The sequence below is a fragment of the Paraburkholderia suaedae genome, from assembly GCF_040812055.1.
Taxonomy (GTDB): Bacteria; Pseudomonadota; Gammaproteobacteria; order Burkholderiales; family Burkholderiaceae; genus Paraburkholderia.
Genome location: NZ_JBFOAH010000045.1, coordinates 1 through 24697 on the forward strand (window position 1 = coordinate 1; position 24697 = coordinate 24697).

Consider the following 24697-nt stretch of genomic DNA (forward strand, 5'->3'; position numbering starts at 1 on the left):
CCGCGCGGATCGACCATCTTCGGATAGTCGATCGACTGGACTTCCACCTTGCCCTGCCCCAGATATACGACGCCGCGATTGCTGCTCATCTGTCTGTCTCCATGTCTCGTGAGTGGCGCGCCCGCGCTCGATGGGGTACGCCGTTCATCGAGGGTAGCGCCCGCTGCCGCCAGGCATAGGCAGCGAACGCGACATGGGTTTGGCTGGAACCGACAGAGCGCCGCCTCAAGCGCCGCGCCAGAATCTGTGGATCAACAGGACCGGCTCGACCAACCGCTTCGGCGCGTACATCGCGTTCGTCCCGAGAAGCGCCTGGGGATCGTCATGCTGGCGAACCGCAATGTCCCGATCGACGCTCGCGTGAGCGCCGCTTATCGGATCATGACGGCGCTCGCCGCAAACGGACATTGAACACGGTTCGCCAGTGATAGAGAGCTTGTGCGACCTCGCGCCGAGACGCGCTACGCACGCAATCGCGCACGCGCCGCACCGGCCACGCGCGCGAGGGTGTCCGCGCTGAGCCGCGCCGCGATCTTCTTCACGTATTCGTGATGCCGGGCCTGCAACGGCGCGCCAAGCTGTTGCGCGAGCAGATAGCGAATCAGCGCGATGCGCCGATGCCGCAACGCGATGCTCTGATCGAGCAGCGCGAGCGCAGCAACGGCGTCGCCTTCATGGCACGCGCGCTCCGTGAGGCGCGCGGTGGCTGAACGCGTCGATGGCATGTCGGTCGTGGCTGCGGGAGTCGAAAGCAATGCGAGCGGAACGCAGAAACGCCGCTCGCCTCACGTTACGACATCAGCGGCTCGGCCGCGTCGAGCATGATGCGGACGAAGTAATCGGCGAAGCTGCGGCGCACGATCAGCTCGAAGCTGTCGGCACCGGTATGCAGCAAAGTCATCGACGCCTTGAAAAAGTGGCTTTGCGCGCATTGCCCTTCGCCGAACAGCTTGGGATGCAGATCGAGCGGGCAGCCGCGCGCCAGCACTTCACGGGTGCGCGTGCCGCTGATTTCCAGCACCGTATAGCCGCTGCCGACATCCACCGCCGATGCGAAGACGCCGCGAAACGCAGCCTCCAGTTTCGCCAGCAACGGCGCGCTGCGCGCAGCGTCGTGCGCGGCAGCCGAGCGCACCAGCCACTCGTCGGGACCGAGCCACACGAGCTCGTAGCCGTTGCCGCGCGCCACGGTGTTCGGTTTCTGCGGCGGCAGGCAGCCGATCACGCTTTGCACCGCCTGCACGAACGCCGCGTCGCGCGTGTCGCCGCGCAGGTTCACCAGTTCCAGAAACGGCCGCTCGCTCAATCGGAACGCAGCGGACGTCACCGCCTGATGCTGTTTCAGCAATGCGCCCACGCCCACCAGCGGGGACTCCTGCCACACACCCGCTTGTCTGCCGACGGTGCGATCCACGACCGACACCGTTCCGCCTGTTTCATTCCACATGTTGACGTGCTCCTTCGCTGTCGTAGAACACCGAACTGGTGACCTTGGCGCCGATCTGCTGGCCGCTCGAAAGCGGGATTGCGACCGACTCGCCGATCTTGTCGAGGCCGCCCTTGACGACCGCCATCGCGATCGAGCGTTTCAGGATCGGGCTGTAGTAGCTGGATGTGACGTGGCCGAGCATCGGCGCGGTCTCGCCCTGGAACCGGCCCGCGACGATCTGCGAGCCTTCGGGTATCACGAACGACGGATCGTCCGCGAGCAGTCCGACCAGTTGCTTGCGCCCCGCCTTCGCGGTGTCCGAACGCGTGAGCGAACGCTTGCCGAGAAAGTCCTTCGACTTCGCGACGAGCCCGCCCATGCCGAGGTCGTACGGCGTCATCGAGCCGTCCGTATCCTGGCCGACGATGATGTAGCCCTTCTCCGCGCGCAGCACGTGCATCGTTTCGGTGCCGTACGGCGTGATGTCGAATTCCGCGCCGGCAGCCATCAGCGCCTCCCACACCGCGCGCCCGACGTTCGCCGGCACGTTCACTTCATAAGCGAGTTCGCCCGAGAAGCTGATGCGCATCACGCGCGAGCTCGCACCCGCCACCGTGCCTTCGCGATAGCTCATGAACGGGAACGCCGTGTTCGCGAAGTCGATGTCCTGGCAAACCTTCTGCAAGACCTTTCGGCTGTTCGGACCGACCACGGCAAAGGTGGCCCAGTGGTCCGTGACCGACGCGAGCCGCACGCGCATGTCCGGCCACTCCGTTTGCAGCCAGCGGTCGAGCCACGTCAGCACGCGCGCCGCGCCGCCGGTCGTAGTCGTCATCATGTAGTGCTGGTCGGCCAGACGCACGGTCACGCCGTCGTCGAAGATCATGCCGTTTTCGTCGAGCATCAGACCATAACGGCACTTGCCGACTTCCAGCTTGGTCCACGGATTCGTGTAGACCCAGTTCAGCAGTTTCGCCGCGTCGGGGCCCTGAATGTCGATCTTGCCGAGCGTCGATGCGTCGAGTATGCCGACGCTCGTGCGCACTGCGAGCGACTCGCGCGCGACCGCCGCATGCAGGTCCTCGCCCGCTTTCGGGTAGTACCACGGACGCTTCCAGTTGCCGACGTCCTCGAACGCCGCGCCGTTTTCCACGTGCCATTCGTGCACCGCCGTCTTTCGCACGGGGTCGAGAAACTCGCCCAGCTCGCGGCCCGCGAAGGTGCCGAAGGTGACCGGCGTGTAGTTCGGCCGGAAGGTCGTCGTGCCGGTCTCGGGAATCGTCTTGCCGAGCGCCTGCGCGAGAATCGCCATGCCGTTGATGTTGCCCAGCTTGCCCTGATCGGTGCCGAAACCCATCGCCGTATAGCGCTTCACGTGCTCGACGGATTCGAAGCCCTCGCGCGCGGCAAGGAAAATATCCGCCGCCGACACATCGTTCTGGAAGTCGACGAACTGCTTGGGCCCACGCGTGGCCAGCTCGCGCCCGCCGACCAGCCACAGCGGCGCGAGCTTCGCCTCGGTCAGTTCGGCGACTTGCACCGCGGCGGGACGCACCACTTTGTAGCCGGCCGCGCGCGCCGCCTCAACTCCCGCATCGACGGCGACACGGATGCCCTGGCCCAGCGTGAAGTCGCCCGCGCAGGCGCCCACGCTGGTCTCAGCCTGCATCGCCTTGCCCGGCACGAAGCAGGCCTTGTCGTCATGCCAGTGCGCCTTGCCGCCCGATTGCGCGAACAGATGTAGCACCGGGCTCCAGCCGCCCGACATCGCCAGCAGATCGCACGGCAACTCGGCGTGCCTCGCCCCCGGCTGTCCGTTCGAATACGACGCCACATCGACCGACGCGACGCGCAGCTTGCCATGCGCCGCGGTGATGACCGCACCGCTCATCACCTTGATGCCATGGCGGCGCGCGAGCACGGGCAGCGTGCCTTTCGATTCGCCCGCGCGCGGATCGATCACCGTCACCTGTGCGCCGGCCGCCTTCAGGTCAAGCGCGCATTGGTAGCCGTCGTCGTTGTTCGTGAACACCACCGCGTTGCGGCCCGGCAGCACCGCGTAGCGATGCAGATAGGTCGATACGGCCGACGCCAGCATCACCCCCGGCAGATCGTTGTTGCCGAACACGATGGGCCGTTCGTGCGCGCCGGTCGCGAGAATCACGCGTTTCGCGCGGATCTTCCACAGCAGTTCGCGCGTCCCCTTGCGCTGCGAAACCGGCAGATGTTCGGTGAGCCGCTGTGTCACGGTGACGAGGTTGTGGTCCTGGTAGCCGAACGCGGTGCTGCGGCTCAGGATCTTCACGTCGGGCATGCGCCGCAATTCGTCTTCGATCTTTTGCACCCATTGCAACGCCGGCTTGCCGTCGATCGCGGCGCGGCACGACAGCAGCGAGCCGCCGAGTTCCGGCTGATCGTCGACCAGCGTGACGCGCGCGCCGGAAAGCGCCGCCGCATGCGCGGCCGCGAGGCCGGTCGGGCCGCCGCCGACCACCAGCACGTCGCAATGCGCAAAGCACTTGTCGTAGCGGTCAGCGTCGGGTTGTTCGGGCGCCTTGCCGAGACCGGCCGCGTCGCGGATCACTTCCTCGTACTTCGGCCAGAACTTGCGCGGCCACATGAAGGTCTTGTAGTAGAAGCCCGCGGGAATGAAGCGCGCGAATTTCTGGTTGATCGCCATGCGGTCCTTCTCGATGCTCGGCTTCGCGTTCACGCTTGCGGCGACCAGTCCCTGGTACAGTTCCACTTCGGTCGCGCGTGCGTTGGGCACCGTGTAGGCGCCGGTCTCGAGTTGCACGACCGCATTCGGTTCTTCGACGCCCGCCGTCACGATGCCGCGCGGCCGGTGATACTTCCAGCTGCGCGCGACGAAATGCACGCCGTTGGCGAGCAGCGCGGAGGCCAGCGTGTCGCCCTGATAGCCCTCGTATCTGACGCCATTGAACGTGAAGCTCAATGCGATCGCGCGGTTGATGCGCCCACCGCTGGGCAGTCGGTCTTTCTGGCTCATGATGCTTTGCCCTCTTGTGCGTTGCCTGCTGCTTTGCCTTGGGTCTGGCCCTGGGTTTGGCCCAGCGTCTGGCTTGTGGCGTTGGCGGCGCTGTCCATCGACAGCAGCGGCCGCTCGAACGTCTCATAGCCCTGGATCTCGTAGCTCACCGTGTCGCGCTGCGCCTTGAACCAGCGGCGGCAACCTTGCGTGTGCAGCCATTGTTCGCGATGCACGCCGCGCGGGTTCTTGCGCATGAACAGGTAATCGCCCCATTCCTTGTCGGTGAGTTTCTCGGTATCGAGCGGACGGACGATATCCGCTTCGCCGCCGCAGGAAAATTCGGTTTCGGCGCGAGGTCCGCACCAGGGGCATTCGATCAGTAGCATGTCATTGTCCTCAGTGCGCAACGGCGGCCGCGCCGTGCTCGTCGATAAGGTGGCCGGTATAAAACCGTTCCAGCGAGAACGGTGCGTTCAACGGATGCGGTTCATCCCTCGCGATGGTGTGCGCGTAAGCCCAACCCGAGCCGGGTGTCGCCTTGAAACCACCGGTGCCCCAGCCGCAATTGAAGTAGAGTCCCTTCACATCGGTCTTGCTGATGATCGGGCATGCATCCGGGGAGACATCGACGATGCCGCCCCACTGCCGGTTCATCCGCACGCGCGAGAACACCGGAAACATTTCGACGATCGCTTCGAGCGTGCCTTCGATGATGTGGAAACTGCCGCGCTGCCCGAAGCCCGTGTACTGATCGACGCCCGCGCCGATCACCAGATCGCCTTTATCGGACTGGCTAATGTACGCATGCACCGCGTTCGACATCACGACCGTATTGACGACCGGCTTGATCGGCTCGGACACGAGCGCCTGCAACGGATGGCTCTCCAGCGGCAGCCGTATGCCCGCCATATCGGCAAGCGTCGAGGTGTTGCCCGCCGCGACCACCGCGACCTTCTTCGCCTTGATGAAACCCTTCGTGGTGTCCACGCCCACCACCTGACTGCCATCGCGGCGAATTCCCGTCACCTGGCAGTTCTGCACGATGTCGACCCCTGCCTGGTCCGCGCCGCGCGCGAAACCCCAGGCCACCGCATCGTGGCGGGCCACGCCGCCGCGTCGCTGGATCGATGCGCCGAGCACCGGATAACGGCTGTTCAGATTGATCGTCGGTTCGATCTCCTTGATCTGCGCGGGCGTGAGGAACTCCGCGTCCACGCCGTTCAGGCGGTTCGCGTTCACGCGGCGCTCGGTGTCGCGCACGTCCTGCAAGGTGTGCGCGAGATTCATCACGCCGCGCTGGCTGAACATCACGTTGTAGTTCAGATCCTGCGAGAGTCCTTCCCACAGCTTCATCGCCTTCTCGTAGAGTGCGGCCGATTCGTCCCACAGGTAGTTCGAGCGCACGATGGTCGTATTGCGCGCGGTATTGCCGCCGCCGATCCAGCCCTTCTCCAGCACGGCCACATTGCGCACGCCGTGCTCCTTCGCGAGGTAGTACGCGGTGGCGAGACCGTGCCCGCCGCCGCCGACGATCACGACATCGTATTCACGTTTGGGCTCGGGGCTTTTCCACTGTCGCTCCCAGTTCTCGTGATACGACATCCCGTTGCGCAACAGGCTGAATATCGAATAGCGGCTCATCGTAGGTCCTTGTCAATGCTGTCTTTAGTGCTGCTTGATATGTCTTGGCGTGCCTGGTAGTGACTCAACTCGCGACTCAACACTCGATGACGTTCACGGCCAACCCGCCGCGCGACGTCTCCTTGTATTTCGTCTTCATGTCGGCCCCGGTTTCGCGCATCGTCTTGATCACATTGTCGAGCGACACGTAGTGCTGGCCGTCGCCCTTCATCGCCATGCGCGCGGCGTTCAGCGCTTTGATCGCACCCATCGCGTTGCGCTCGATGCACGGAATCTGCACGAGCCCGCCGACCGGATCGCAGGTCATGCCGAGGTTGTGTTCCATGCCGATTTCGGCGGCGTTCTCCACCTGAGCCGGCGTGCCGCCCATCACGGCGGCGAGCGCCGCGGCGGCCATCGAGCACGCCACGCCCACCTCGCCCTGGCAGCCCACTTCAGCGCCGGAGATGGACGCGGTTTCCTTATAGATGATGCCGATCGCTGCGGCGGTCAGCAGAAAGTCGACGATGCCCGTGTCGTTCGACGCATGCATGAACTTGACGTAGTAATGGAGCACTGCGGGAATCACACCGGCTGCGCCGTTGGTCGGCGCGGTGACCACGCGGCCGCCTGCGGCGTTTTCTTCGTTGGCGGCCATCGCGTACAGGTTGACCCAGTCGAGCATCGACAGCGGATCGCGCAGCGACTCTGCCGAGTGCGAGCGCAATTGCGCGCATAGGTCCGCAGCGCGGCGCTTTACGTGCATCGGGCCCGGCAGCTCGCCGCGCACCGTGCAGCCCCGTTCGACGCAGGCAGCCATCACGCGCCAGATTGCCAGCAGACCTTCGCGCACTTCCGATTCGGGGCGCGCCGCGCATTCGTTGCGCAGCGTCACCTGCGCAATGGAGAGGCCCGTTTCGCGACACACGCGCATCAGGTCGTCGCCGGTACGAAACGGATACGGCACCTCGGCGCCGGCACGCAGGCCGTTGACGCGATCGCCTTCGCGATTGACCACGAAGCCGCCGCCAATCGAGAAATACTCTTTCTCCACCAGCAACTGGCCGTGTTCGTCGAATGCCTGAAAGCGCATTCCGTTCGGATGCACGACGCCCGAGCCCGGCGCGCCCGGCATCAGCTTGCGGAAAAAGCCCAGGTGCTCGCGCTCGTCGAAGGCGATCGCATGCTTGCCGAGCAGCGCGAGTTGCTTCGTCTCGCGGATCGACCGCAGGCGCGGCTCGATCAGGTCCGGATCGATCAGATCGGGCAGATTGCCTTCGAGTCCGAGCAGCACCGCCTTGTCGGTGCCGTGCCCCTTGCCCGTTGCGCCGAGCGAGCCGAACAGCTCGACCTTCACGCGGCGTACGAAGCCGAGCAGGTTCGCATCTTCGATATGCGAGGCGAAGCGGCAGGCGGCGATCATCGGCCCGACTGTATGCGAGCTTGAAGGACCGATGCCGATCTTGAACAGATCGAAGACGCTGACGTTCATGGCGTGCCCTATGCGTGAGTGCGTCGAGTGGAAGTGACGCTATTGCACCGCACGCCGGTCCGAATCGCTAGAATAAAAACGGCATGACAGTGTGACACTGACGCCAACGGGCTCGCCGGTCTGGCATAGCGGCGCATTTACGATATGCTCTGACGCATTTGCGATAGTCCTCGCGACTGCGGCTGGCGCTGCCGACGCTGCTGGGACGACCGTTGGCGCTGCTGCGAGGCACGCGGCGCGCAGAGTCCGCCAACACCAGTTGTTCGCTCACACTCTGCGCCGACGCACCGCCATGCCCGAGTCACCCTTTTTCTTGCTGGCCGCTTGCATGAATTCCGCTGAACCGCTTCTCCCTCAATCCGTCGACGGCGCTGCGAAGCAACGCATCCGCTTCGGCATCATCCTGCTGCCGAACTTCACGCTGACGGCGTTCTCGGGCTTTGTGGACCTGCTGCGCCTGTCGGCGGACGAAGGCGACTTCAGCAAGCCGGTGCGCTGTTCGTGGAGCGTGCTAGGGGAAACCCTTGCGCCGGTGCGCGCGAGTTGCGGCATTCAGATCACGCCGTGGGAAACGTTCGACAAGGCCGAGCCGTTCGACTACGTGGTGGTGGTGGGCGGACTGCTGCATTCGGGGCCCGCCGCAAGCGACGCGACGCTCGCATTCATCCGCCGCGCGGCCGCTACCGACGCAACCTTGGTCGGCATGTGCACCGGCGTGTTCTCGCTGATGCGCGCGGGCGTGCTCGACGGCTATCGCATCTGCGTGAGCTGGTTTCACTACTGGGATTTCATCGAGCGCTTTCCTTCGGTGAACGAGCAAGCGCTGATCGCCGACCGGCTGTTCGTGATCGACCGGCGGCGCATTACGTGCTCGGGCGGACGCGCGTCGATCGACGTGGCGGCGGCGATTCTGCTGCGTCATTTCGAAACTGCCACGGTGCAAAAGGCGCTGCGCATCCTGCTGGTCGACGACATGCAGAAAGGCAATGCGCCGCAGCCGCATCCGCCGGGCCTTGCGCCCGCAGCGCATCCCAAGGTCAAGCGCGCGATCCTGCTGATGGAGCAGCACGTGGGCCGCTCGCTGCCGCTCGACGAACTGGCGCGCAAGCTCGATATGTCGCCGCGCCAGCTCGAACGGCTCTTCAAGGCGGAAACCGGTAAGGCGCCGCAAGCCTACGCGAAGCAGGTGCGTTTGCGCACCGCCGCGTGGCTGCTCACGAGTTCGGACAAGACGGTCGCGGATATCGCATCGAGCTGCGGGTTTTCCGATGCGTCGCATCTGGGCCGGGAATTTCGCAAGCAGTTCGGCCTGCCGCCCATCATGTATCGCGAGCAGCGCGGCACGGCCGCGCAGACGGACGACGGCTCGGACTACGACGAAACGTTTCCTGGCCGGGCACAGGCGCTCTGACGCGCGCAATCAATCCTTGCGTCGCTTCACGCCGACAAGCGCCGCTCTACACTCGGCGCATGCCCGAACTGCGCACGATACGCCTTGCTGAAATGACACGGCGAATGAAAGCCGCACACGGCCGTGACTCGCGCAATGGATGCATCGGTATTGCGCAGCAACTCGCGCGCGCGGCGCAAGCGCAGCGTCAGATAGTAGTGCGTGGGCGACACGCTCAGGAACATCTTGAACATGCGCTGCAAATGCCGTTGCGAGAGGTGCACGAGCCGCGCGAGTTCGTCGAGCGATAAGGGCTCCTCAATGTTCGCTTCCATCAGCCGCACGACTTCGATCAGCTCGGCGCGCGATAAGCCGACCCGTGCGTCGACGGGTATGTGCTGATAGTCGGTCGAGCCGCGAATTCGCTCGACAATGAACTGCTCGGACACCTGCGCGGCCACGGGGTGGCCCAAACGCAAGCCGACCAGCTTCAACATCAGATCGAGCGGCGCCGTGCCGCCCGTGCACGTCATCCGGTCACGGTCGATCACGAACAGCTCGTCGGCGAAACGCACGTGCGGATAGCTGTGGTGCAACGGCGACATGTCTTCCCAATGAACGGTCGCGCGATAGCCGTCGAGCAGGCCCGCGGCCAGCAGCGCATACGGTCCCGTGCAGATGCCGCCGAGCGGAACGCCCTGCGCAGCCACCTCGCGCAGCAACGCGATGACCGTGTCGTTGACATGATCGCGCACGTGCCAGCCGGCGCAGACGAACAGCACGTCCGGCATGCCGGCTTCGGCCAGTGTGGTGGTCGGCGTCACGGTGATGCCGTTGCTCGCGCGCGCCGGTTGGCCGTCAGGCGTGATGACCGACCAGCGGTAGTGCTGCGCGCGGCCGACGTAGTTGGCCATGCGCAGCACTTCGACCGCGCTGGTGAACGCGATCATCGAGAAGTTCGGCAAGGTCAGGAAGCCGAAGTGCGCCAGCCCCGCCAACGGTGGCTCGGGCTGGGGCCCGGCTGCGGTGATCGCATCGCGCTTCATAGCCCGCTCAGCCGTGCTGCGCGGCGGCCGGCGCGCGGCGCACGTTCATCAGGCTGCGCAAGCCCGACAGCAATGGCGCGCGCGCCATGCCCGGCGCACGGCCGAAGCTCTCCGTAATGCGGTCCAGGATGATCGCGAGCATCACCACGGAAAGACCGCTTTCGAATCCCAGCCCGATGTCCAGCCGCTGAATACTCGCCAGCACGTCGTTGCCCAGACCACCCGCGCCGACCATCGACGCGATGATCACCATCGACAGCGCCATCATGATCGTCTGGTTCACGCCGGTCATGATCGACGGCAGCGCATTGGGAAACTGCACCTTGTACAGCAGTTGCCACGGCGTGCAGCCAAAAGCTTGCCCGGCCTCGACGATTTCGCAGTTCACATGCTTGATGCCGAGCGACGTGAGGCGCACCGCGGGCGGCATTGCAAAGATCACCGTCGACAGAATCCCCGGTACGCGGCCCAGGCCGAACAGCATCGCGGCCGGAATCAGGTAGACGAACGCGGGCATGGTCTGCATCAGATCGAGCACCGGGCGCACCACCATCTCCACTGTGCGGCTTTTCGCGGTCCAGATGCCGAGCGGCACGCCGAGCAGCAGGCTGATCAAGGTCGAGGACAGCGTAAGGCCGAGCGTGATCACCATCTGGTCCCAGAAGCCGGTGCCGTAGATCAGCAGCAGCGCGAGCAGCGTGAACAAGGCGAAACGCCAGCCCACCCGCCACAAGCCGATGCCGACGAAGAACGCCATCAGCGCCCACATCGGCACGGCCTGCAGGCCATGCTCGACGACGGCGGCAAAGTTCTCGATGACCTTGCCGATCGAATCAAAGGTTTTTGCGTCGTGATCGAGCAGGTAGTGAACGCCGTGATCGACCCAGGCGCCAAGTGGAATGACTTCAGACATGGGAGCTCCGATGGCGCGTGAGAACGTTCAGCACGGTCGTCTTGTTGACCGAACCACAGTACGAGCCGTCCGCTTCGACGACCGGCAGCGGCGCGTGGCTTGCCACCACCCGTTCGACGACGTCGTCGAGCGGCGCAGTGCGGCGGATGCATTCGACGGGGTTGAGCTTCGGCGACGCGCTGCCCAGCGCATCGCGGCACACGAAGCCGCGAATCCGGCGCGCGCTGTCGAGCACGAACGCGTAGTCGGCGCTGCCGTTCAGCGTGGCCGCGACGCTCGATGCATCGATGGGCGACGCGTGCTGCATGAGCGGCACGGCGTCGGTCTGCATCAGGTCGCCGGCGGTCAGGTAGCGGCTCGTGTCGATACCTTCGAAGAACGCGCGCACGTAATCGTCGGCGGGATTCGTGATGATCTGCTGCGGCGTGCCGATCTGCACGACCTTGCCGCCCTCCATGATCGCGATGCGCGTGCCGATGCGCATCGCCTCTTCCAGATCGTGCGACACGAACAGGATCGTGCGCTGCTGCTCGCGTTGCAGGTCGAGCAGCACGTTCTGCATTTCCTTGCGCTTGAGCGGATCGAGCGCGGAAAACGCCTCGTCCATGATCATCAGCGACGGGTTGACCGCCAGCGCCCGCGCGAGGCCCACGCGCTGCTGCATGCCGCCCGAGAGCTGCGCGGGCAGCTTTTGCGCGAACGGCGCGAGGCCGACCTGCTCCAGCACTGCCATGGCCCGCTTCTCGCGTTCCTTGCGGCCGATGCCCGCCACTTCGAGCCCGAACGCGGCGTTCGACAGCACCGTTCGCTGCGGCATCAGCGCGAACGACTGGAACACCATGCTCATGTCCTTGCGGCGCAGCGCCGTCAATTCCGAGCGCGGCACGCTCGCCACGTCGCGGCCGTCGATCAGCACCTTGCCGGCCGTCGGCTCGACGAGCCGGTTGATCAGGCGAATCAGCGTCGACTTGCCGGAGCCGGACAGGCCCATCAGCACGAAGATCTCGCCTTCCTTCACTTCGAACGACACGTTGTGCACGCCAACGATATGACCGGTGCGCGCGAACACGTCCTCTTTGGTTGCGCCGGCGGCCAGCATGGCGCTCGCCTGTTTCGGGTTGGGGCCGAACACCTTGCATAGTCCTTCGACCACGACCTTGTGCGAATCCATCGGATGCTCTCCTGTGTCGCCCTCGGGTAGCGCTTTAGCGCTGACTCCGGTGACATGCAAATCGTTACGCTCAAGCGGACTCATGGGGCGCGGACGTGCGTTCGCGCTCTGCCTACATAGTTGCCAGAAAAAAGTGCGGGTTGCCGACTATTTGCGACAACCACATGAGGAAATACGACACAGGCGCGGCGCGCGGAGCGGCGGAGCATCGCGAAGTCGTTGCGGGACAAGGCTTTGAGGGGCGGCGGCGCTGCCGGCCGCGGATGTCGCGCAAGAGCAAGTGGCGCGCGCGCCGGGCCAAAAATGACTGCTGCGGACGGTCGAGCCGCATATCCGCGCCGCACTGCAACACGACGACGCACGTCGACATGCAGGGCCCGACGGAGCGCCGCCCCGGTCACGGCGCGGCGGGCGTCCGCAATCAAGGGCCACCATTGGCGGCTACTGCGGCCCTCGCATTGGTCCACGCTTACTGCTGCGCCGCAGCGTAGTTCGGGTGATCCCAGCCGACCGATTTCCCGTCTTCAAGCGTTGCCTGAAGTTCTACGCACGGTCCAGGGTTACAACAGTTCGAACGGTCGCGCCCAACACGATGGCATTCGTGCGCGGAGTTTGCACCCAATAAGTGCTCACCGCACTTGAGCGCCGCTCCAACGAAACGCAAGCGCACAAAGCATTCAACCGACACACAAACCAGCGCCGCCAACACTTCGTAATCCTCATTATGCAGGCGCCGCATAATTGCGCCTACGCCCCGCAAAACGAATGCATGCGAGCAAAACCGCGAACCGCAACCAGGGCGGTTCGCGCTGCACAACGCTGGTGCAAACCGTGGGCCACAAGCTATTACAGTCAAGCGCGGCAGGCATCTGCGTGTCAGCCGATACAACGTCCGCACGCGTTTTTTCCAGCGCAAGCGCATTGGCTGGACTATTGTTTAAACGCGCCGGCAGCGCGGACACATCATTCTTGTATAAGACGGTCGCTCCAAGCGGGCCAAAACCAGCCCGCGAGAGCGCTTTTTTGCATGCAACAAGCGGCATCAACTTATCGAGGATCGAAAACGTGAAAACAGTCAATCTATTGAAGGCGCTCGGCATCGCGTTGTGCGTGGCGACGGCCTCCAGTGCGTACGCCCAGGCCAGCGACGCGATGGCGGCGTCGGGCGAGATGGCCGCCCCGGCCACCAATGCCAAAGCAATGCGGGCATCCGACCGCAAGCTGGGCCACGACGTACGCCGTGCGCTGGCGCGGGCGCAGGGTTTTAACGTGTCGAACGTGTTTGTGCGGGCGCGCAGCGGCGCGGTGACCTTGACCGGTTCGGTGCCCGACGCGTCACAGATCCAGCAGGCGGCGGATGTGGCGAAAGGTGTTCCGGGCGTGACCTCGGTGACCAACAAGATCACGCTTGGTGCGCAAAACGGTGGTGGGGGTTGAGCGCGCGACGCTCGATTGAATGACCACGGGTGACGCCGCAACGCGCGAATCGTGAATCGCTAATTGCGAACATGCGGCGCCGCCCACTTTAATGGCCCGGATCGACTTTCGCAGTCTCCCTAAGATTGGGAGTCCTCAACGTCGAACGAGGCCGACGACATAGCGGCACGTCTCATCGCCGGCATTCAGGAACTCACATTCGGCCGGCGCGCCGAGTTGCAGACAATCCCCCGCTTCGAGCCGGTAAGACTGGCTACCCTCGCGAAACGTCAACACGCCGTGCGTGACCCAGATCTGCTGATGCTGAAACACGAATGCATCCGATGGATAAGGCACCCTCGCGCCCACCGGCAACTCGATCTCCAGCAATTCCAGCACGCCGCCGGTCGGCGGTGAAATGCGCCGCCGCGTGTAGCCCGTTTCCGGGTCCTGCCACAGCGCCTGATCGGCCCGGCGCACGAGCCGCTCGCCGGTTTGCTCGGCGAGCGCCAGCAAGGTCGACAAAGTCAGCCCGAACGCGCCCGACAAACGCCCGAGCACCGTCGCGGTGGGGCTCGCCTCGCCACGCTCGATCTTGCTGATCATCGCCTTGGACACCCCCGAGCGTTCCGCCAGTTCGCTGAGCGACCAGTTGCGCGCTTCGCGCTCGGTCTTCACGCGCGCGGAGATGGCCTGAGTCAGATCGATGGCGGTGGAGTCGGACATAAGAGCTTGTGGTGAATAAACGGGAACGCAAAGTATATCGACGCGATGCTGCGCTTGACGCGCGACTTGCCGGACGGCGGATATCGCACAGGCGGGCAGCGCAGCAGGCAAAACCCAGTCTTGCATAGTAATTTTTCGTCCACTATATTAAACGAACCAGCCCGACTCGCAACCGACGCTCGAGCGCGGCTCAGCGCCGCCGCGCAGACCATGATTCGTGGATTCGCAGCGCAGGCAAACCGTAAGCAGCCGGAACGACACCATGCCGAAGGAAATCGTACTCAACGCATTCGACATGAACTGCGTAGGCCACATCCAGCAAGGCTTGTGGACCCATCCGCGCGATCAGTCCACGCGCTACACGGACCTTCAATACTGGACCGACTACGCTCGCACACTGGAAGCTGGGCTGTTCGACGGCATTTTTTTCGCCGACGTGGCCGGGGTCTACGACGTCTACGGCGGCAGCCCGGACGCGGCGCTGCGCGGCGCGGTGCAGGTGCCCGTCAACGATCCCACGCTGCTGATCCCGGCGATGGCCACGGTTACGCGTCATCTGTCGTTCGGCGTGACGTCGAACCTCTGTGTCGAGCAGCCCTATCTGTTTGCGCGGCGCATGTCGACGCTCGATCATCTGACACGCGGCCGGGTCGGCTGGAACATCGTCACAGGGTATCTGGACAGTGCGTCGCGCGCGATCGGTCTTGCCGGCCAGATGGCGCACGACGACCGCTACGACCTCGCCGACGAATATATGGAGCTGGTCTACAAGCTGTGGGAAGGCAGCTGGGAAGAGAGCGCGGTGCTGCGCGATAAGGCGCGCGGCGTCTATGCGGACGCGGCCAAGGTGCATGTGATTCATCACCACGGCAAGCAGTATCGCGTGGACGCGCTGCATCTGAGCGAGCCGTCGCCGCAGCGCACGCCGGTGCTCTACCAGGCCGGCTCGTCGGCGCGCGGCAAACAGTTTGCCGCGGCGCACGCGGAGTGCGTGTTCGTCAACGGCCAGGCGAAGCCCGCGGTGAAAGCGATTGTCGACGACATTCGCGCGCATGCGGTGGCCGGCGGTCGGCTCGCGGACGACATCAAGGTGCTGCTCGGGCAAACCGTCATCACGGGCCGCACCGAACGCGATGCCCAGGAGAAGTACGAGGAGTACCGGCGCTACGTCAGCTCCGAAGCCGCGCTCGTGCACGCGGCGGCATCGCTCGGCATCGACTTCGCGCGCTACGACCTGGACGAGCCGATCGAAACGGGCAAGAGCCAGGCGATCGTATCGAACGTCGAGGCAATGACGCGCGCCGCCGGGCCGCAATGGACCAAACGCAAGCTGCTCGAACAGATGGTGCTCGGCAGCCGGCAGACGCCGCTCGTCGGGTCCGCCGAACGCATCGCCGATGAGTTGATTGCGTGGACCGAGGAAACCGGCGTAGATGGTTTCAACCTGTCGCGCACGGTCGCTCCGGAGTGCTTCGAGGATTTCATCGGACTGGTGGTGCCGCGGCTGCAGGAACGCGGCGCGTACAAGCGCGCATACCGCGACGGCACGTTGCGCGAGAAGCTGTTCGGCCACGCGCGTTTGCCGTCGACTCATACGGCGGCAAGGTTTCGTTCACCGGCTTGCGACGCGGCCGCAACGGGCGATGTGTCGAACTGATGCAGTAGCAGCGCGGGTTCAATCAAGTGTCGCGAGTGCGCTGCGCGCGCTCGCGCTACCCACATGGATCTTTCAGCGGAGGCTTTCCCATGCTTGACAAGCGCACCTTCCGCGACGCCATGGCCGGGCTCGGCACCGCCGTCAACGTCATCACGAGCGACGGCGACGCGGGCCTTGCCGGCTGCACCGCGTCGGCGGTTTGCGGCGTGACGGACGAGCCGCCTACGCTGCTCGTCTGCATCAACCGCAGCAGCCGCAACAACGCGGCCTTCCGCCGCAACGGCAAACTGTGCGTGAACGTGCTGAGCGCGGAACAGCAGACGCTCGCCGCGCACTTTGCGAACAGGGCGCTGCCCATCGAGGAACGCTTTGCCGCCGCGCAATGGGAGCGCCTCGCGACCGGCGCGCCGGTGCTGCAGGGTGCGCTCGCGTCGCTCGACTGCGAGATCGAATCGGTCACTGAGGTCGGCACGCATACCGTGTTCTTCTGCGCGGTGAAGGCGGCCCATACGCATGGCGCGGGGGATGCGCTGATCTATTTCGGGCGTCGCTATCACCGGGTTGGCGAGCGGTCGGTGCATGCGACGCATCATGCCTGCGGCTAAAGTCGGGGGGCAGGTGGGCGGCACTTGCCGCGCAATGCGTTTGCATGTCGTTCCCCACATACCCTCGGTGGACCCGTTGAGCATGGCCTTTTGATCGTCGGTCCGCGTGCGGCTTCGCTCACATTCGCCCGCAACCACGCGCCGCACGGTGTACGCACTTTCGACCCGCCCCACCCGCACGCGACCCCCACCGCCACGCACGATCAAACGGTCACGACACCCGTGAGCGGACTTCGCGCCGCTTTCCCAAACAGCGCCGCCGCCGTGCGCTGAGGATCGAGCCCAAGGCTCTCGCTCGCGCAGCCGGCGATCAACGCATCGAGCGAGGTCGTCGGCTTCAGGTCGCGCCCTTCGTAAAGCTCGCGCGGCGCAAGACCCGGCCAGTCGGCAATCACGCGCCCGCCCCGCACCGCCCCGCCCAATACCATCGCCACCGACCCGGTGCCGTGATCGGTGCCGCCCGTGCCGTTGGCTGCCGCGGTTCTGCCGAACTCTGTCGCCACCAGCACGGTGGTGCGGCGCCACAACGGCCCCATGCCGTCACGCAACGCCGCCAGCATCGTGTCGAGCGCTTTGAGCTGATTCGCGAGGCGCGCGTTCTGCGCGCTGTGCGTGTCCCACCCACCGGTCTCGATCATCGCGATCCGTGGACCCGCGTCGCGTGACAGAAAACCGGCCGCGAGCCTGCCGAGGCTCGCCGGGTCCTGACGCGCACCGGCGTCGCCCGCGAGACCGCGCGCGCTCATCGCCGACTCCCATAGCGGACGCAATTGCGCATCCTGCTCGTACAGCTGGGAGACGCGCGCGAGCAGATCGTCGGGCGCTGGCGGCAATGCGGAGGGCGCATAAGACGTCACCGCCGCCGCTCCGCGCAGCGCCATCGGCACGGTCGGCGCGAGGGCGATCGCGTTCTCGCGCGTGGCGGGCAGTTCAGCCACGAGCCGGTTGAGCCAGCCATCCTTGACCCGATACGGCGACGCGCCGCCCGTCTCGAGCACGTTCTGCCCGTCGAAATGCGAGCGGTCGCGATAAGGCGACGCCACCGCGTGCACGAACAGCGCCTGCCGGCTCGCATACATCGCGGCGATCTGCGAGAGCGCCGGATGCAGCGCGAAGGTGCCGTCGAGCCTCGTCGCGTTCGACGTATCGAGCGCGAGCGCACCGCGCAGCGTTGCGTAAGCCGGCTCGGCATAGGGCGCGACGATATTCAGGCCATCGGCGGCGCCGCGCTGGATCACGAACACGAAGCGGCGATCGGTAGCGACGCTCGCGAACGCGATGTGCGGCGACACGAGAAGCGCGCCGGCGCCGGCGGCCGCGACGCTCAGAAAACTGCGGCGGGACAGCATGGTATTCATCTCCGTTGAAAATCCGGCGAGACCAGCAGCAGCGCGATCGCCGTGGACGCGCTTTCCGCACGCGCTACAGCGGTGGCCGTGGGCTCGCTGAGTGATCCGGCCAGCAAGGTCTGGCCGAGCGAGCGCGCGTCGAGCCGGTCGCCGACGCGCGCGGCGAAACGCTGTGCCATCTCGACGCGGCGCACCAGCGCATCGGGCGCGGCCCAGCTCGCCGCGATGTCGTCGTAACCGGCGGGCGAACCCGGGCGCCACACCGGCTGGCCGAGCTGCGTGAGGATCGGCGCGCTTTGCAGATTGCCGAGGTCCTGCCAGCCGAGTCCGCGCATTGAAGAAACGGTCCACTCCCACGGCGTCTTGAACTTGACCGCCGTCGGCGACCAGGCTTGCGGCATATCGAGCAACGCGCGATACACGGTTGGCAGATCGCCGCCGCTGCGCTCGAACGCCTGCGCAAGACGTTCGCTCACGCCTGGCGGCGGAGTGTCGGCGACGAAGTGGCGCGCCAGCTTCACGCCGATATGCTGTGCCGTCGCAGGGACGCTCGCGAGGTCGTGCAGGATCGCGAGCGCCTGCGCTTCATCGGGTTCGTCGTAGCGGCGTCCCATGATGGTTCGCGAACCCGGCTCGTGCAGCGCCGCGCGAAACACGAAGCTGCCAGGCGCAGCGCCCGGCCCGACGCCGCGCCGGCTAGCGCTGGCGAGGTTGCCCGGATTGCCCGCAGCGCCCGGATTGCCTGGATTGCCGGCGAGACTCCAGCCGGTCAGCGCGCGCGCGAATTCGGTGACATCGTCCTGGCTATAGCCGCTGCGCACGCCAAGCGTGTGCAATTCCATGATCTCGCGCGCGAGGTTTTCGTTCAGACCACGTTTGTGCTCGGGGTTGCGTTGCGCCGCGCGCAGCGCCGCCTTGCTGTCCGGACCGACCGAACGCGTCTGATCGAGAAACACTTGCATGGCCGGATGACGTTCGACCGCCACCAGCATGTCCTCGAAGCGGCCGAGCACGTGCGGGCGGATCACTTCCGCTTCGAACGAGCCGGCCAGCGCGGCGACGCCGCCTTTCTCGACCGAGACCGCGAAGTGGTTGGCCCAGAAATGCACGAGGCGTTCGACGAACGGCGTCGGTGTGGTCAACGCGCTCACCACGCGGGCATTCACCGACGCGTGGTACCCGTCGAGTATTTCGCCGCGCAGCGCTTTTCGTTCGGCTTGCTTAGTAGTCTGGGCAGTGGATTGCGCGCCGGGCTGAGCATTGTTTGGCGCAACCATCGACGCGTTGCCTGTCGCCCCGGCCTGGTTGACACCCGCGCCCTCTGCCGGATTTTGCTGCGCCCGCTGACTGAGTTGCATGCGCTTTTGCGCCAGTTCGGTCGACACCGCGACCGAGTCGGGCTGGCTCGCCCACGCGGCGGGTCGTGGCTCGTACTGCTCGAACTGCGCGAGCAGCCAGCCCTTCGGATCGGCGGGCGGCGCGTCGCCGGCACGCGCGCCGAGGCCGAAGCGGTTCAGCGCAATCGCCGCGGCACTTAGGTTCGGTGAGTAAGCCATACCACTCTCGTCGGCATCGGATAAGCGTTAAACGGCCGTCCATCGATAATCCGTCGCGCCGCTACGATTTTTTCAATCGCCCGCAGATCTGCCTGACGCCGATTGGCTCGCCGGGTTAGCGGAGTTTGGCGGGTTTGTCTGTTCACGCGCATTGGCCGCCGCCGGCTCGCGCCACTGCCCACGCAGCTTCAGACTTTGCGCGAACCGCTCGCGCTCCTCGGGCGAAAGCGTCGCCGCGAAATCCGCCACGCTGCGTTCCATCAGCGCGCGCAGACTGGTGTCGGACGCCCGCGTGCGGGCAAGCGCGGCGTCCAGTGCGGTGCGATCGAGCTGCGGCGCGGCGAGCAGGCGCAGCACCTCGCGCCGTCCTTCGCGCCCCTCGCGCGCAAACTGCCACCCTTCGCGGCGCGCAGTCTTCAGGCCGTCGAAAAAGGCCTGCTGCCGCTCGGCGGACAGCGTCTGCGCGGCGAAGCGCAGCGCGCGTTGTTGCGCGAGCAGCGGCGCGTTGGCGCCGCGCTGCGCGAACCATTGATAAGCACCCCCGACGATCGCGCCCAGCAAAAACACATTGAGCACGAGCGACGCCACCAGCACGACTTTCCACGACCGGCCGTTCATTCGCCGCTCCAATCGGCGGACGTGCCACCGAAGCTCGAAGTCAAATAAGACGACTCGTGCAGCGCCGGCGCGTTCTGCGCCAGCACGAAAAACGACACCGCCAAAGCGCCGGCCGCGCCGCCCAGCAGTCCCACGCCGGCGAGCGCCGCGCCCGACCACCACAGCCGCCGCCGCGCCGCCGGCCGCCGCACCGGCGCGCTTTCGACGATGCGTCGCTGCAACGCCGCGCCCGGCGGATCGATCGTGTCGGCGGCAAGCCACCCGTCGATGCGGGCGGCCTCCCTCAGCAGCGCTTGCGCTTGCGGGCGATGCGAGTTGGCCCAGGCTTGTGCCGCCGCGCGCTCCGGCAACGGCCAGCGACGCGCATCGGCGCCGTAGGCTTGAACGATCTGATCGAATCTTTCGGGCGTCATGACTTGTCCTTGCTAAGGCCGCTGCCGGCCAGTTCAGCGCGCAGATTGCGGCGCGCGCGGGCCAGCAGACTTTCCAACGCATCGACGGTGATGCCCATCAGGGCGGCCGCGTCGAGGTTCGACATCTCCTGGTAGTAGCAGAGCACCAGTGCCTCGCGTTGCCGCGCCGGCAATGCGGCGAGCGCGGCGCGCACCCGTCGGTCCTGCGCGCGCGCTTCGAGCCTGACGTCGGGCGGCATGGCCGGATCGGCCTCTTCCGGCAACGCGTCGCGCGGCTCTTCGCGACGGCCGCGCAAACGGTCATAGCAAAGATTGAGCGCGACGCGATGAATCCAGGTATCGAATTTCGCGTCGCCTTCGCGCCAGCGCGACGCCTGTTGCCAGATTCGCACGAACGCTTCCTGTGCGACGTCCTCCGCTTCCATGCGGTCGCTCAGCATGCGCATTGCGAGCGCAAGCAGACGCGGCAGCTTGCGCGCGACGAGCAAACGCACCGCAGCCGGATCCTGGCGGCCGACCCGCTGAATCAGCTCGGCGTCGGGATCGCGTTCGCGCTCGCTCAAGGCGTGGTGCTCCGGTAGGCGCATTGCGCACGGAGCGCGGATGGCCGCAGGCCTGGCCGTCCGGGGCGCCGAAGCTCGACGCCTGTCGCCGCAAACGCATGCAGCCGTGGCCATGGCCGCAAGAGTCGCGCGTGCTCGAAGCGGGTGGCCGCAACGCGTCGCCTCGTAGAACGAACCCGGCTCCCTGGCATGCAACTCACGTTGGTCTCAGCTCCTGCAGGTCCTTGCGAGCGCACCGCATCGAACGGCACGCGCGAACGACGGGTCGCAGCGCACTTCGGGCTGCGCCAGTCGCGATCAATATACGACGACCACCGGCCGATAGTAGGCCGGCCGCGCCGGGTAGACCACACAGCCGGCGAGCGAGACCGCGAGCAGAATCATCAGCAGTGTTTTCATGGCAACTTGCATGGTTAAGTGATGTAAAGCGCGATTCCGAGCGCCCAAGCACGCCGCACCATGTCGCTCAGCGCCCCGCTCATGACCAATGCCCTTCCACCCAGTGCCAGTTCGCCCCGCGCTGCCGCCAGTGCCCCGGCACCCAGTGATAGCCGACGCGCACCGGCTGCCAGTGTCCCGGCACCCACACATAACGGCCATGCTCCCAGCGCCAGCGCCCTTGATCCCACACATAGCCGGCGCGCGGCGGCGGCACGACTTCGACGCGCGGGGCCGGCGGCGCCACCGGCGCGACGATCACAGCCTGGGCGAACGCGGGCGCCGCCGTCAGCGTGGCCGCGCCGCACAACAACGCGGCCAGCGTGGAGCCGAGCAAGCGGAGCAATCGAGTCGATTTCATGTCCATGTCTCCCATTCGATGCAAAGCCAGAAGCGGCTTCGTTTCTTCTTGAACGCGGCAGCGGAAAAAATCCGTCGCCGCGATTCGCACCTGGAAGAAATTCGTGGGAATACCCGCTACGTGACGGCGTCACCCAGCGCACGTGAGCAGCCAATGCAAGACCCGAGGCATGACTGTCTGCCACCGTAGCAACCTCTCGAAGTCATGCAAATGAATGGCAAACGATAGAAATAGTAATGTTTGTGTCGCGAAATCTTCACCATCGAATGGTCCAATGCGGTCAACGCATCGGCGGCGGCTCGTTCGACGCCAGCGCCGGCAGCATCATGAACATGTTCGACTTCAGCGGCTCGGGCAAGGCGCCGACCGTGTATCTCGATCCAAACCTGGGCACCAGGCTGCCCTCGGCGCCGGCCATCTGACCGGCGGCCGCGACGAGCGCTTCTCTGTTCTGCCGGCTTCGCGTGCTGCACCCGCACTGAGAGTGCGGCACACGAGGCAACGCATGCGATGAAGCGCGCGCGCAACGACGAGCTGTAGCTGGGATCGAGCCCGTGCCAACGTGCTGGCTCGATCTTCCTGATTTTGCTGTGTTTCGTGTTGACAGCATCCGATAGAACGACCTCCCCACGCCATGAACCATCCTTCAGACGCCGCGGCGCGGCCACTGCCCGCGCACGGCGAGCCGGGTCGCGTGATCAACCGCCGCTCGCGGCTCGGGCTGCCGGCATGGAGCGCGGCCGGCCTCGTCCTCGCGCTCGCCGCATTCAGCGCATATGCGCTCGTGTATCCGGCACGGGTGCCCTCGGCGCTCGGCGAGATGGTCGAGAACATCACCGGCGCGAATCCGCATCCCGTGCGGCTGATGCGCCCGCAAAACGCGCCGCTCAGTGCAGTCGCGCTGCTCGGCAAGCAGATTTTTTTCGACCCGACGCTGTCCGCTTCCGGCAAGCAGTCGTGCGCCTCCTGCCACTCGCCACAGCATTCGTATGCGCCGGATAACGCGTTCCCGGTGCAGCTCGGCGGCGCGCATATGACGCAGCCGGGTTACCGTCCGCCGCCTTCGCTCGCGTACCTGTATCGCCAGGCGCCGTTCAGCATCGGCCCGGATCAGGGCGATACCGACGTGCCGGTCGACTTCACGCAACTCGCGACGCAGGCCGCCGGTATGCAGCGCGCGCAAAAGACCGCCCTCGCCGCGCCCGCCGCTGCGGCGATGGTGCCGCAAGGCGGTCTCTTCTGGGACGGCCGCGCCGATACGCTGCAGAACCAGGCGCTCGGTCCGCTGATGAACCCGGTAGAAATGGCGAATGCGACGCAAGCAGACGTCGCGCGCAAACTTCTGCAAACGAAGTACCTCGACCAGTTCAAGCAGATCTTCGGTCCCTCGATTGTCGGCAATCCGAGTCTGCTGATTTCGGAAGCCATGTTCGCGGTGGGCCGCTATCAGATCGAAGATCAATCGTTCCATGCTTTCACCAGCAAGTACGACTACTGGCTGGAAGGCAAGGCGCGGCTGACGCACGCCGAGCTGCACGGTCTGCGATTATTCAACGACAAAAACAGGGCGAATTGCGCGGGTTGCCATTTGAGCCAGCCGACCCGCGACGGCCTGCCGCCCGTGTTCACCGACACGCAGTACGAGGCGCTGGGCGTGCCGCGCAATCCGGCGATTGCGGCGAATCACGATCCGAAGTACTTCGATATGGGTGTGTGCGGCCCGTTTCGCGACGACCTCGCGAAGCAGACGCAGTACTGCGGCATGTTCCTGACGCCGACGCTGCGTAACGTCGCAGAACGCAAGGTGTTCTTCCATAACGGCGTATATCACGACCTGAGGCAGGTGATGGACTTCTACAACCTGCGCGATACCGCGCCCGAGAAGATCTATCCGCGCGATGCGTCGGGCAAGGTGCAGAAGTACAACGACCTGCCGCCTCAGTATCATGCCAACATCGATTCCGCCGACGCCCCGTTGGACCGCAAGCTCGGCGATCAACCCGCAATGACCGACGAGGACATCGAGGACATCATCGCGTTCATGAAGACGCTGAGCGACGGGTATAACCAGTGACCATGTGATCGCATGAGGCGGGTCGCGTCGTGATGGCAATGCCTGGGAGGGGTTCTTGCGGGTTCGGCGCCGCGGCGCGCGGGCGGGTGAGGTATCCTTGCCGGTTCCGCGACTTCTATTGCTACCTTGCCCGATGGCCGATTTTCCCTTCGACGCCGTACTGTTCGACTGCGACGGCGTGCTCGTCGACTCGGAGCCCATCACCAACCGCGTGCTGAGCGAGATGCTCGGCGAACTGGGCTGGCAGTTGAGCGTCGAAGAGACGATGCGCATTTTCGTCGGCAAGACCGTGAAGGACGAAGCCGCGCTGATCGAAGCACGCACCGGCTACGCGATCACCACTGAGTGGCTCATGCAGTTTCGCGCGCGCCGCAATACCGCGCTCGATCGCGAATTGCAGGCTATTGCTGGCGCTGCGTGCGCAGTGCGAGCGCTTCATGAGGCACTCAGCGGACGCATCGCCGTTGCGTCCGGCGCCGACCGGGTCAAGGTTGAACTGCAACTGGCCAAGGCAGGCATTCTGGACTGCTTCGAAGGACGTATCTTCAGCGGTCACGACATGCCGCGCGGCAAGCCGTTTCCCGATGTCTACCTGGCAGCCGGCGCCGCGCTGGGCGTGAACCCGAAACGTTGCGCCGTGGTGGAAGACACGGTGACGGGCGCGACGGCCGGTGTCGCCGCTGGCGCAACCGTGTTCGGATATTGTCCAGCGGAACTCGGGCACAGCAGCGCGACTGCGCTGTATGGCGCCGGTGCGGTGCAGGTGTTTCAGAACATGGCGCAACTGCCCGCATTGCTCGCGCAATGGCGCGGGACGGCGTGCTGACGTGCAACGCATTTCGAAGCAATTACAGCAGCATAAGAAAGC

The 24697-nt window shown here is 65.5% G+C and carries 23 protein-coding genes and 1 pseudogene; 8 read left to right on the forward strand and 16 right to left on the reverse strand.

The features are described from left to right. Nucleotides 1-250: 250 nt before the first annotated feature. Nucleotides 251-411 (forward strand): annotated as a pseudogene (locus ABQJ48_RS34590) (class C beta-lactamase); the annotation flags it as partial. 50 nt (nt 412-461) lie between these two features. Here ABQJ48_RS34590 and ABQJ48_RS34595 read toward each other — a convergent pair. The 6 genes from ABQJ48_RS34595 to ABQJ48_RS34620 form a co-directional block, all read right to left on the reverse strand. Further along, nucleotides 462-725 carry a hypothetical protein gene (locus tag ABQJ48_RS34595; protein WP_367842412.1) on the reverse strand — a complete coding sequence of 88 codons (264 nt, stop codon included), beginning with the start codon at nt 723-725 and terminating at the stop codon, nt 462-464. A 65-nt stretch (nt 726-790) separates the two neighbouring features. Then, nucleotides 791-1447 carry a sarcosine oxidase subunit gamma gene (locus tag ABQJ48_RS34600; protein WP_367842413.1) on the reverse strand — a complete coding sequence of 219 codons (657 nt, stop codon included), beginning with the start codon at nt 1445-1447 and terminating at the stop codon, nt 791-793. Next, nucleotides 1437-4439 carry a sarcosine oxidase subunit alpha family protein gene (locus ABQJ48_RS34605; protein WP_367842414.1) on the reverse strand — a complete coding sequence of 1001 codons (3003 nt, stop codon included), beginning with the start codon at nt 4437-4439 and terminating at the stop codon, nt 1437-1439. Before ABQJ48_RS34605 ends, ABQJ48_RS34600 begins: the two co-directional genes overlap by 11 nt. Continuing rightward, complete coding sequence (locus tag ABQJ48_RS34610) at nt 4436-4807, reverse strand: sarcosine oxidase subunit delta (RefSeq protein WP_367842415.1); 372 nt, start codon at nt 4805-4807, stop codon at nt 4436-4438. Before ABQJ48_RS34610 ends, ABQJ48_RS34605 begins: the two co-directional genes overlap by 4 nt. A gap of 10 nt (nt 4808-4817) precedes the next feature. After that, on the reverse strand, nt 4818-6062 hold the full coding sequence (locus tag ABQJ48_RS34615) for a sarcosine oxidase subunit beta family protein (protein WP_367842416.1): 1245 nt from the start codon (nt 6060-6062) through the stop codon (nt 4818-4820). Nucleotides 6063-6138: 76 nt separating this feature from the next. Beyond that, nucleotides 6139-7533 carry an L-serine ammonia-lyase gene (locus ABQJ48_RS34620; RefSeq protein ID WP_367842417.1) on the reverse strand — a complete coding sequence of 465 codons (1395 nt, stop codon included), beginning with the start codon at nt 7531-7533 and terminating at the stop codon, nt 6139-6141. A gap of 328 nt (nt 7534-7861) precedes the next feature. Between ABQJ48_RS34620 and ABQJ48_RS34625 the strand changes: the two genes are divergently transcribed. Then, nucleotides 7862-8944 (forward strand): GlxA family transcriptional regulator, encoded by a 1083-nt coding sequence (locus ABQJ48_RS34625; protein ID WP_367842418.1) that lies wholly within the window; start codon nt 7862-7864, stop codon nt 8942-8944. Between the two features lie 26 nt (nt 8945-8970). Here the strand turns inward: ABQJ48_RS34625 and ABQJ48_RS34630 are convergent, their stop codons facing one another. From ABQJ48_RS34630 to ABQJ48_RS34640, 3 genes are read right to left on the reverse strand one after another with little or no spacing between them, the layout of a single operon-like run. Further along, entirely contained in the window at nt 8971-9969 is a 999-nt protein-coding gene (locus tag ABQJ48_RS34630) for a GlxA family transcriptional regulator (RefSeq protein WP_367842419.1), read from the reverse strand. Between the two features lie 7 nt (nt 9970-9976). Continuing rightward, nucleotides 9977-10882 carry a choline ABC transporter permease subunit gene (gene choW, locus ABQJ48_RS34635; protein WP_367842420.1) on the reverse strand — a complete coding sequence of 302 codons (906 nt, stop codon included), beginning with the start codon at nt 10880-10882 and terminating at the stop codon, nt 9977-9979. Beyond that, the gene (locus ABQJ48_RS34640; RefSeq protein ID WP_367842421.1) at nt 10875-12053 is read right to left on the reverse strand and encodes a quaternary amine ABC transporter ATP-binding protein; all 1179 of its coding nucleotides are present in this window, start codon (nt 12051-12053) and stop codon (nt 10875-10877) included. The genes choW and ABQJ48_RS34640 overlap by 8 nt, the downstream gene beginning before the upstream one ends. Nucleotides 12054-13118: 1065 nt before the next feature. Here ABQJ48_RS34640 and ABQJ48_RS34645 point away from each other — a divergent pair. Beyond that, entirely contained in the window at nt 13119-13490 is a 372-nt protein-coding gene (locus tag ABQJ48_RS34645; RefSeq protein ID WP_367842441.1) for a BON domain-containing protein, read from the forward strand. A gap of 135 nt (nt 13491-13625) precedes the next feature. Here the strand turns inward: ABQJ48_RS34645 and ABQJ48_RS34650 are convergent, their stop codons facing one another. After that, entirely contained in the window at nt 13626-14195 is a 570-nt protein-coding gene (locus ABQJ48_RS34650) for a helix-turn-helix domain-containing protein (RefSeq protein ID WP_367842422.1), read from the reverse strand. 262 nt (nt 14196-14457) lie between these two features. Between ABQJ48_RS34650 and ABQJ48_RS34655 the strand changes: the two genes are divergently transcribed. Both ABQJ48_RS34655 and ABQJ48_RS34660 read left to right on the forward strand, forming a co-directional pair. Then, nucleotides 14458-15852, forward strand: a complete 1395-nt coding sequence (locus ABQJ48_RS34655; RefSeq protein ID WP_367842423.1) for an LLM class flavin-dependent oxidoreductase — start codon at nt 14458-14460, stop codon at nt 15850-15852. An 89-nt stretch (nt 15853-15941) separates the two neighbouring features. Beyond that, nucleotides 15942-16457, forward strand: a complete 516-nt coding sequence (locus tag ABQJ48_RS34660; RefSeq protein WP_367842424.1) for a flavin reductase — start codon at nt 15942-15944, stop codon at nt 16455-16457. Nucleotides 16458-16660: 203 nt separating this feature from the next. Here the strand turns inward: ABQJ48_RS34660 and ABQJ48_RS34665 are convergent, their stop codons facing one another. The 6 genes from ABQJ48_RS34665 to ABQJ48_RS34690 all read right to left on the reverse strand — a co-directional run bounded on the left by ABQJ48_RS34665 (nt 16661) and on the right by ABQJ48_RS34690 (nt 21755). After that, nucleotides 16661-17806 carry a DUF1501 domain-containing protein gene (locus ABQJ48_RS34665; RefSeq protein ID WP_367842425.1) on the reverse strand — a complete coding sequence of 382 codons (1146 nt, stop codon included), beginning with the start codon at nt 17804-17806 and terminating at the stop codon, nt 16661-16663. A 5-nt stretch (nt 17807-17811) separates the two neighbouring features. Then, nucleotides 17812-19362 (reverse strand): DUF1800 domain-containing protein, encoded by a 1551-nt coding sequence (locus ABQJ48_RS34670; protein WP_367842426.1) that lies wholly within the window; start codon nt 19360-19362, stop codon nt 17812-17814. Between the two features lie 72 nt (nt 19363-19434). Then, nucleotides 19435-19980 (reverse strand): periplasmic heavy metal sensor, encoded by a 546-nt coding sequence (locus ABQJ48_RS34675; RefSeq protein ID WP_367842427.1) that lies wholly within the window; start codon nt 19978-19980, stop codon nt 19435-19437. Beyond that, a complete protein-coding gene (locus ABQJ48_RS34680; protein WP_367842428.1) occupies nt 19977-20393 on the reverse strand; it encodes a hypothetical protein in 417 nt (138 codons plus the stop codon). The genes ABQJ48_RS34675 and ABQJ48_RS34680 overlap by 4 nt, the downstream gene beginning before the upstream one ends. Further along, nucleotides 20390-20980 carry an RNA polymerase sigma factor gene (locus ABQJ48_RS34685; RefSeq protein ID WP_367842429.1) on the reverse strand — a complete coding sequence of 197 codons (591 nt, stop codon included), beginning with the start codon at nt 20978-20980 and terminating at the stop codon, nt 20390-20392. Before ABQJ48_RS34685 ends, ABQJ48_RS34680 begins: the two co-directional genes overlap by 4 nt. Nucleotides 20981-21434: 454 nt before the next feature. Further along, on the reverse strand, nt 21435-21755 hold the full coding sequence (locus tag ABQJ48_RS34690) for a YXWGXW repeat-containing protein (RefSeq protein WP_367842430.1): 321 nt from the start codon (nt 21753-21755) through the stop codon (nt 21435-21437). A gap of 236 nt (nt 21756-21991) precedes the next feature. On the opposite strand from ABQJ48_RS34690, the gene ABQJ48_RS34695 reads away from it, so the two are divergent. The 3 genes from ABQJ48_RS34695 to ABQJ48_RS34705 all read left to right on the forward strand — a co-directional run bounded on the left by ABQJ48_RS34695 (nt 21992) and on the right by ABQJ48_RS34705 (nt 24655). Further along, on the forward strand, nt 21992-22177 hold the full coding sequence (locus ABQJ48_RS34695) for a hypothetical protein (protein ID WP_367842442.1): 186 nt from the start codon (nt 21992-21994) through the stop codon (nt 22175-22177). A 212-nt stretch (nt 22178-22389) separates the two neighbouring features. Then, nucleotides 22390-23829: a cytochrome-c peroxidase gene (locus tag ABQJ48_RS34700; RefSeq protein ID WP_367842431.1), complete on the forward strand. Its 1440-nt coding sequence runs from the start codon at nt 22390-22392 to the stop codon at nt 23827-23829. Nucleotides 23830-23962: 133 nt separating this feature from the next. Further along, on the forward strand, nt 23963-24655 hold the full coding sequence (locus ABQJ48_RS34705; protein WP_367842432.1) for an HAD family hydrolase: 693 nt from the start codon (nt 23963-23965) through the stop codon (nt 24653-24655). The last annotated feature ends 42 nt before the right edge of the window (nt 24656-24697 follow it).

Bases quoted from the DNA above. Each gene is read 5' to 3' on its own strand.
- ABQJ48_RS34625 (WP_367842418.1), top strand. From the start codon at position 7,862: ATGAATTCCGCTGAACCGCTTCTCCCTCAATCCGTCGACGGCGCTGCG.
- ABQJ48_RS34605 (WP_367842414.1), bottom strand. From the start codon at position 4,439: ATGAGCCAGAAAGACCGACTGCCCAGCGGTGGGCGCATCAACCGCGCG.
- ABQJ48_RS34685 (WP_367842429.1), bottom strand. From the start codon at position 20,980: ATGCGCCTACCGGAGCACCACGCCTTGAGCGAGCGCGAACGCGATCCC.
- ABQJ48_RS34665 (WP_367842425.1), bottom strand. From the start codon at position 17,806: ATGCTGTCCCGCCGCAGTTTTCTGAGCGTCGCGGCCGCCGGCGCCGGC.
- ABQJ48_RS34630 (WP_367842419.1), bottom strand. From the start codon at position 9,969: ATGAAGCGCGATGCGATCACCGCAGCCGGGCCCCAGCCCGAGCCACCG.
- ABQJ48_RS34620 (WP_367842417.1), bottom strand. From the start codon at position 7,533: ATGAACGTCAGCGTCTTCGATCTGTTCAAGATCGGCATCGGTCCTTCA.
- ABQJ48_RS34670 (WP_367842426.1), bottom strand. From the start codon at position 19,362: ATGGCTTACTCACCGAACCTAAGTGCCGCGGCGATTGCGCTGAACCGC.
- ABQJ48_RS34610 (WP_367842415.1), bottom strand. From the start codon at position 4,807: ATGCTACTGATCGAATGCCCCTGGTGCGGACCTCGCGCCGAAACCGAA.
- choW (WP_367842420.1), bottom strand. From the start codon at position 10,882: ATGTCTGAAGTCATTCCACTTGGCGCCTGGGTCGATCACGGCGTTCAC.
- ABQJ48_RS34695 (WP_367842442.1), top strand. From the start codon at position 21,992: ATGTTTGTGTCGCGAAATCTTCACCATCGAATGGTCCAATGCGGTCAA.
- ABQJ48_RS34655 (WP_367842423.1), top strand. From the start codon at position 14,458: ATGCCGAAGGAAATCGTACTCAACGCATTCGACATGAACTGCGTAGGC.
- ABQJ48_RS34675 (WP_367842427.1), bottom strand. From the start codon at position 19,980: ATGAACGGCCGGTCGTGGAAAGTCGTGCTGGTGGCGTCGCTCGTGCTC.
- ABQJ48_RS34650 (WP_367842422.1), bottom strand. From the start codon at position 14,195: ATGTCCGACTCCACCGCCATCGATCTGACTCAGGCCATCTCCGCGCGC.
- ABQJ48_RS34680 (WP_367842428.1), bottom strand. From the start codon at position 20,393: ATGACGCCCGAAAGATTCGATCAGATCGTTCAAGCCTACGGCGCCGAT.
- ABQJ48_RS34690 (WP_367842430.1), bottom strand. From the start codon at position 21,755: ATGAAATCGACTCGATTGCTCCGCTTGCTCGGCTCCACGCTGGCCGCG.
- ABQJ48_RS34595 (WP_367842412.1), bottom strand. From the start codon at position 725: ATGCCATCGACGCGTTCAGCCACCGCGCGCCTCACGGAGCGCGCGTGC.
- ABQJ48_RS34615 (WP_367842416.1), bottom strand. From the start codon at position 6,062: ATGAGCCGCTATTCGATATTCAGCCTGTTGCGCAACGGGATGTCGTAT.
- ABQJ48_RS34600 (WP_367842413.1), bottom strand. From the start codon at position 1,447: ATGTGGAATGAAACAGGCGGAACGGTGTCGGTCGTGGATCGCACCGTC.
- ABQJ48_RS34640 (WP_367842421.1), bottom strand. From the start codon at position 12,053: ATGGATTCGCACAAGGTCGTGGTCGAAGGACTATGCAAGGTGTTCGGC.
- ABQJ48_RS34660 (WP_367842424.1), top strand. From the start codon at position 15,942: ATGCTTGACAAGCGCACCTTCCGCGACGCCATGGCCGGGCTCGGCACC.
- ABQJ48_RS34705 (WP_367842432.1), top strand. From the start codon at position 23,963: ATGGCCGATTTTCCCTTCGACGCCGTACTGTTCGACTGCGACGGCGTG.
- ABQJ48_RS34700 (WP_367842431.1), top strand. From the start codon at position 22,390: ATGAACCATCCTTCAGACGCCGCGGCGCGGCCACTGCCCGCGCACGGC.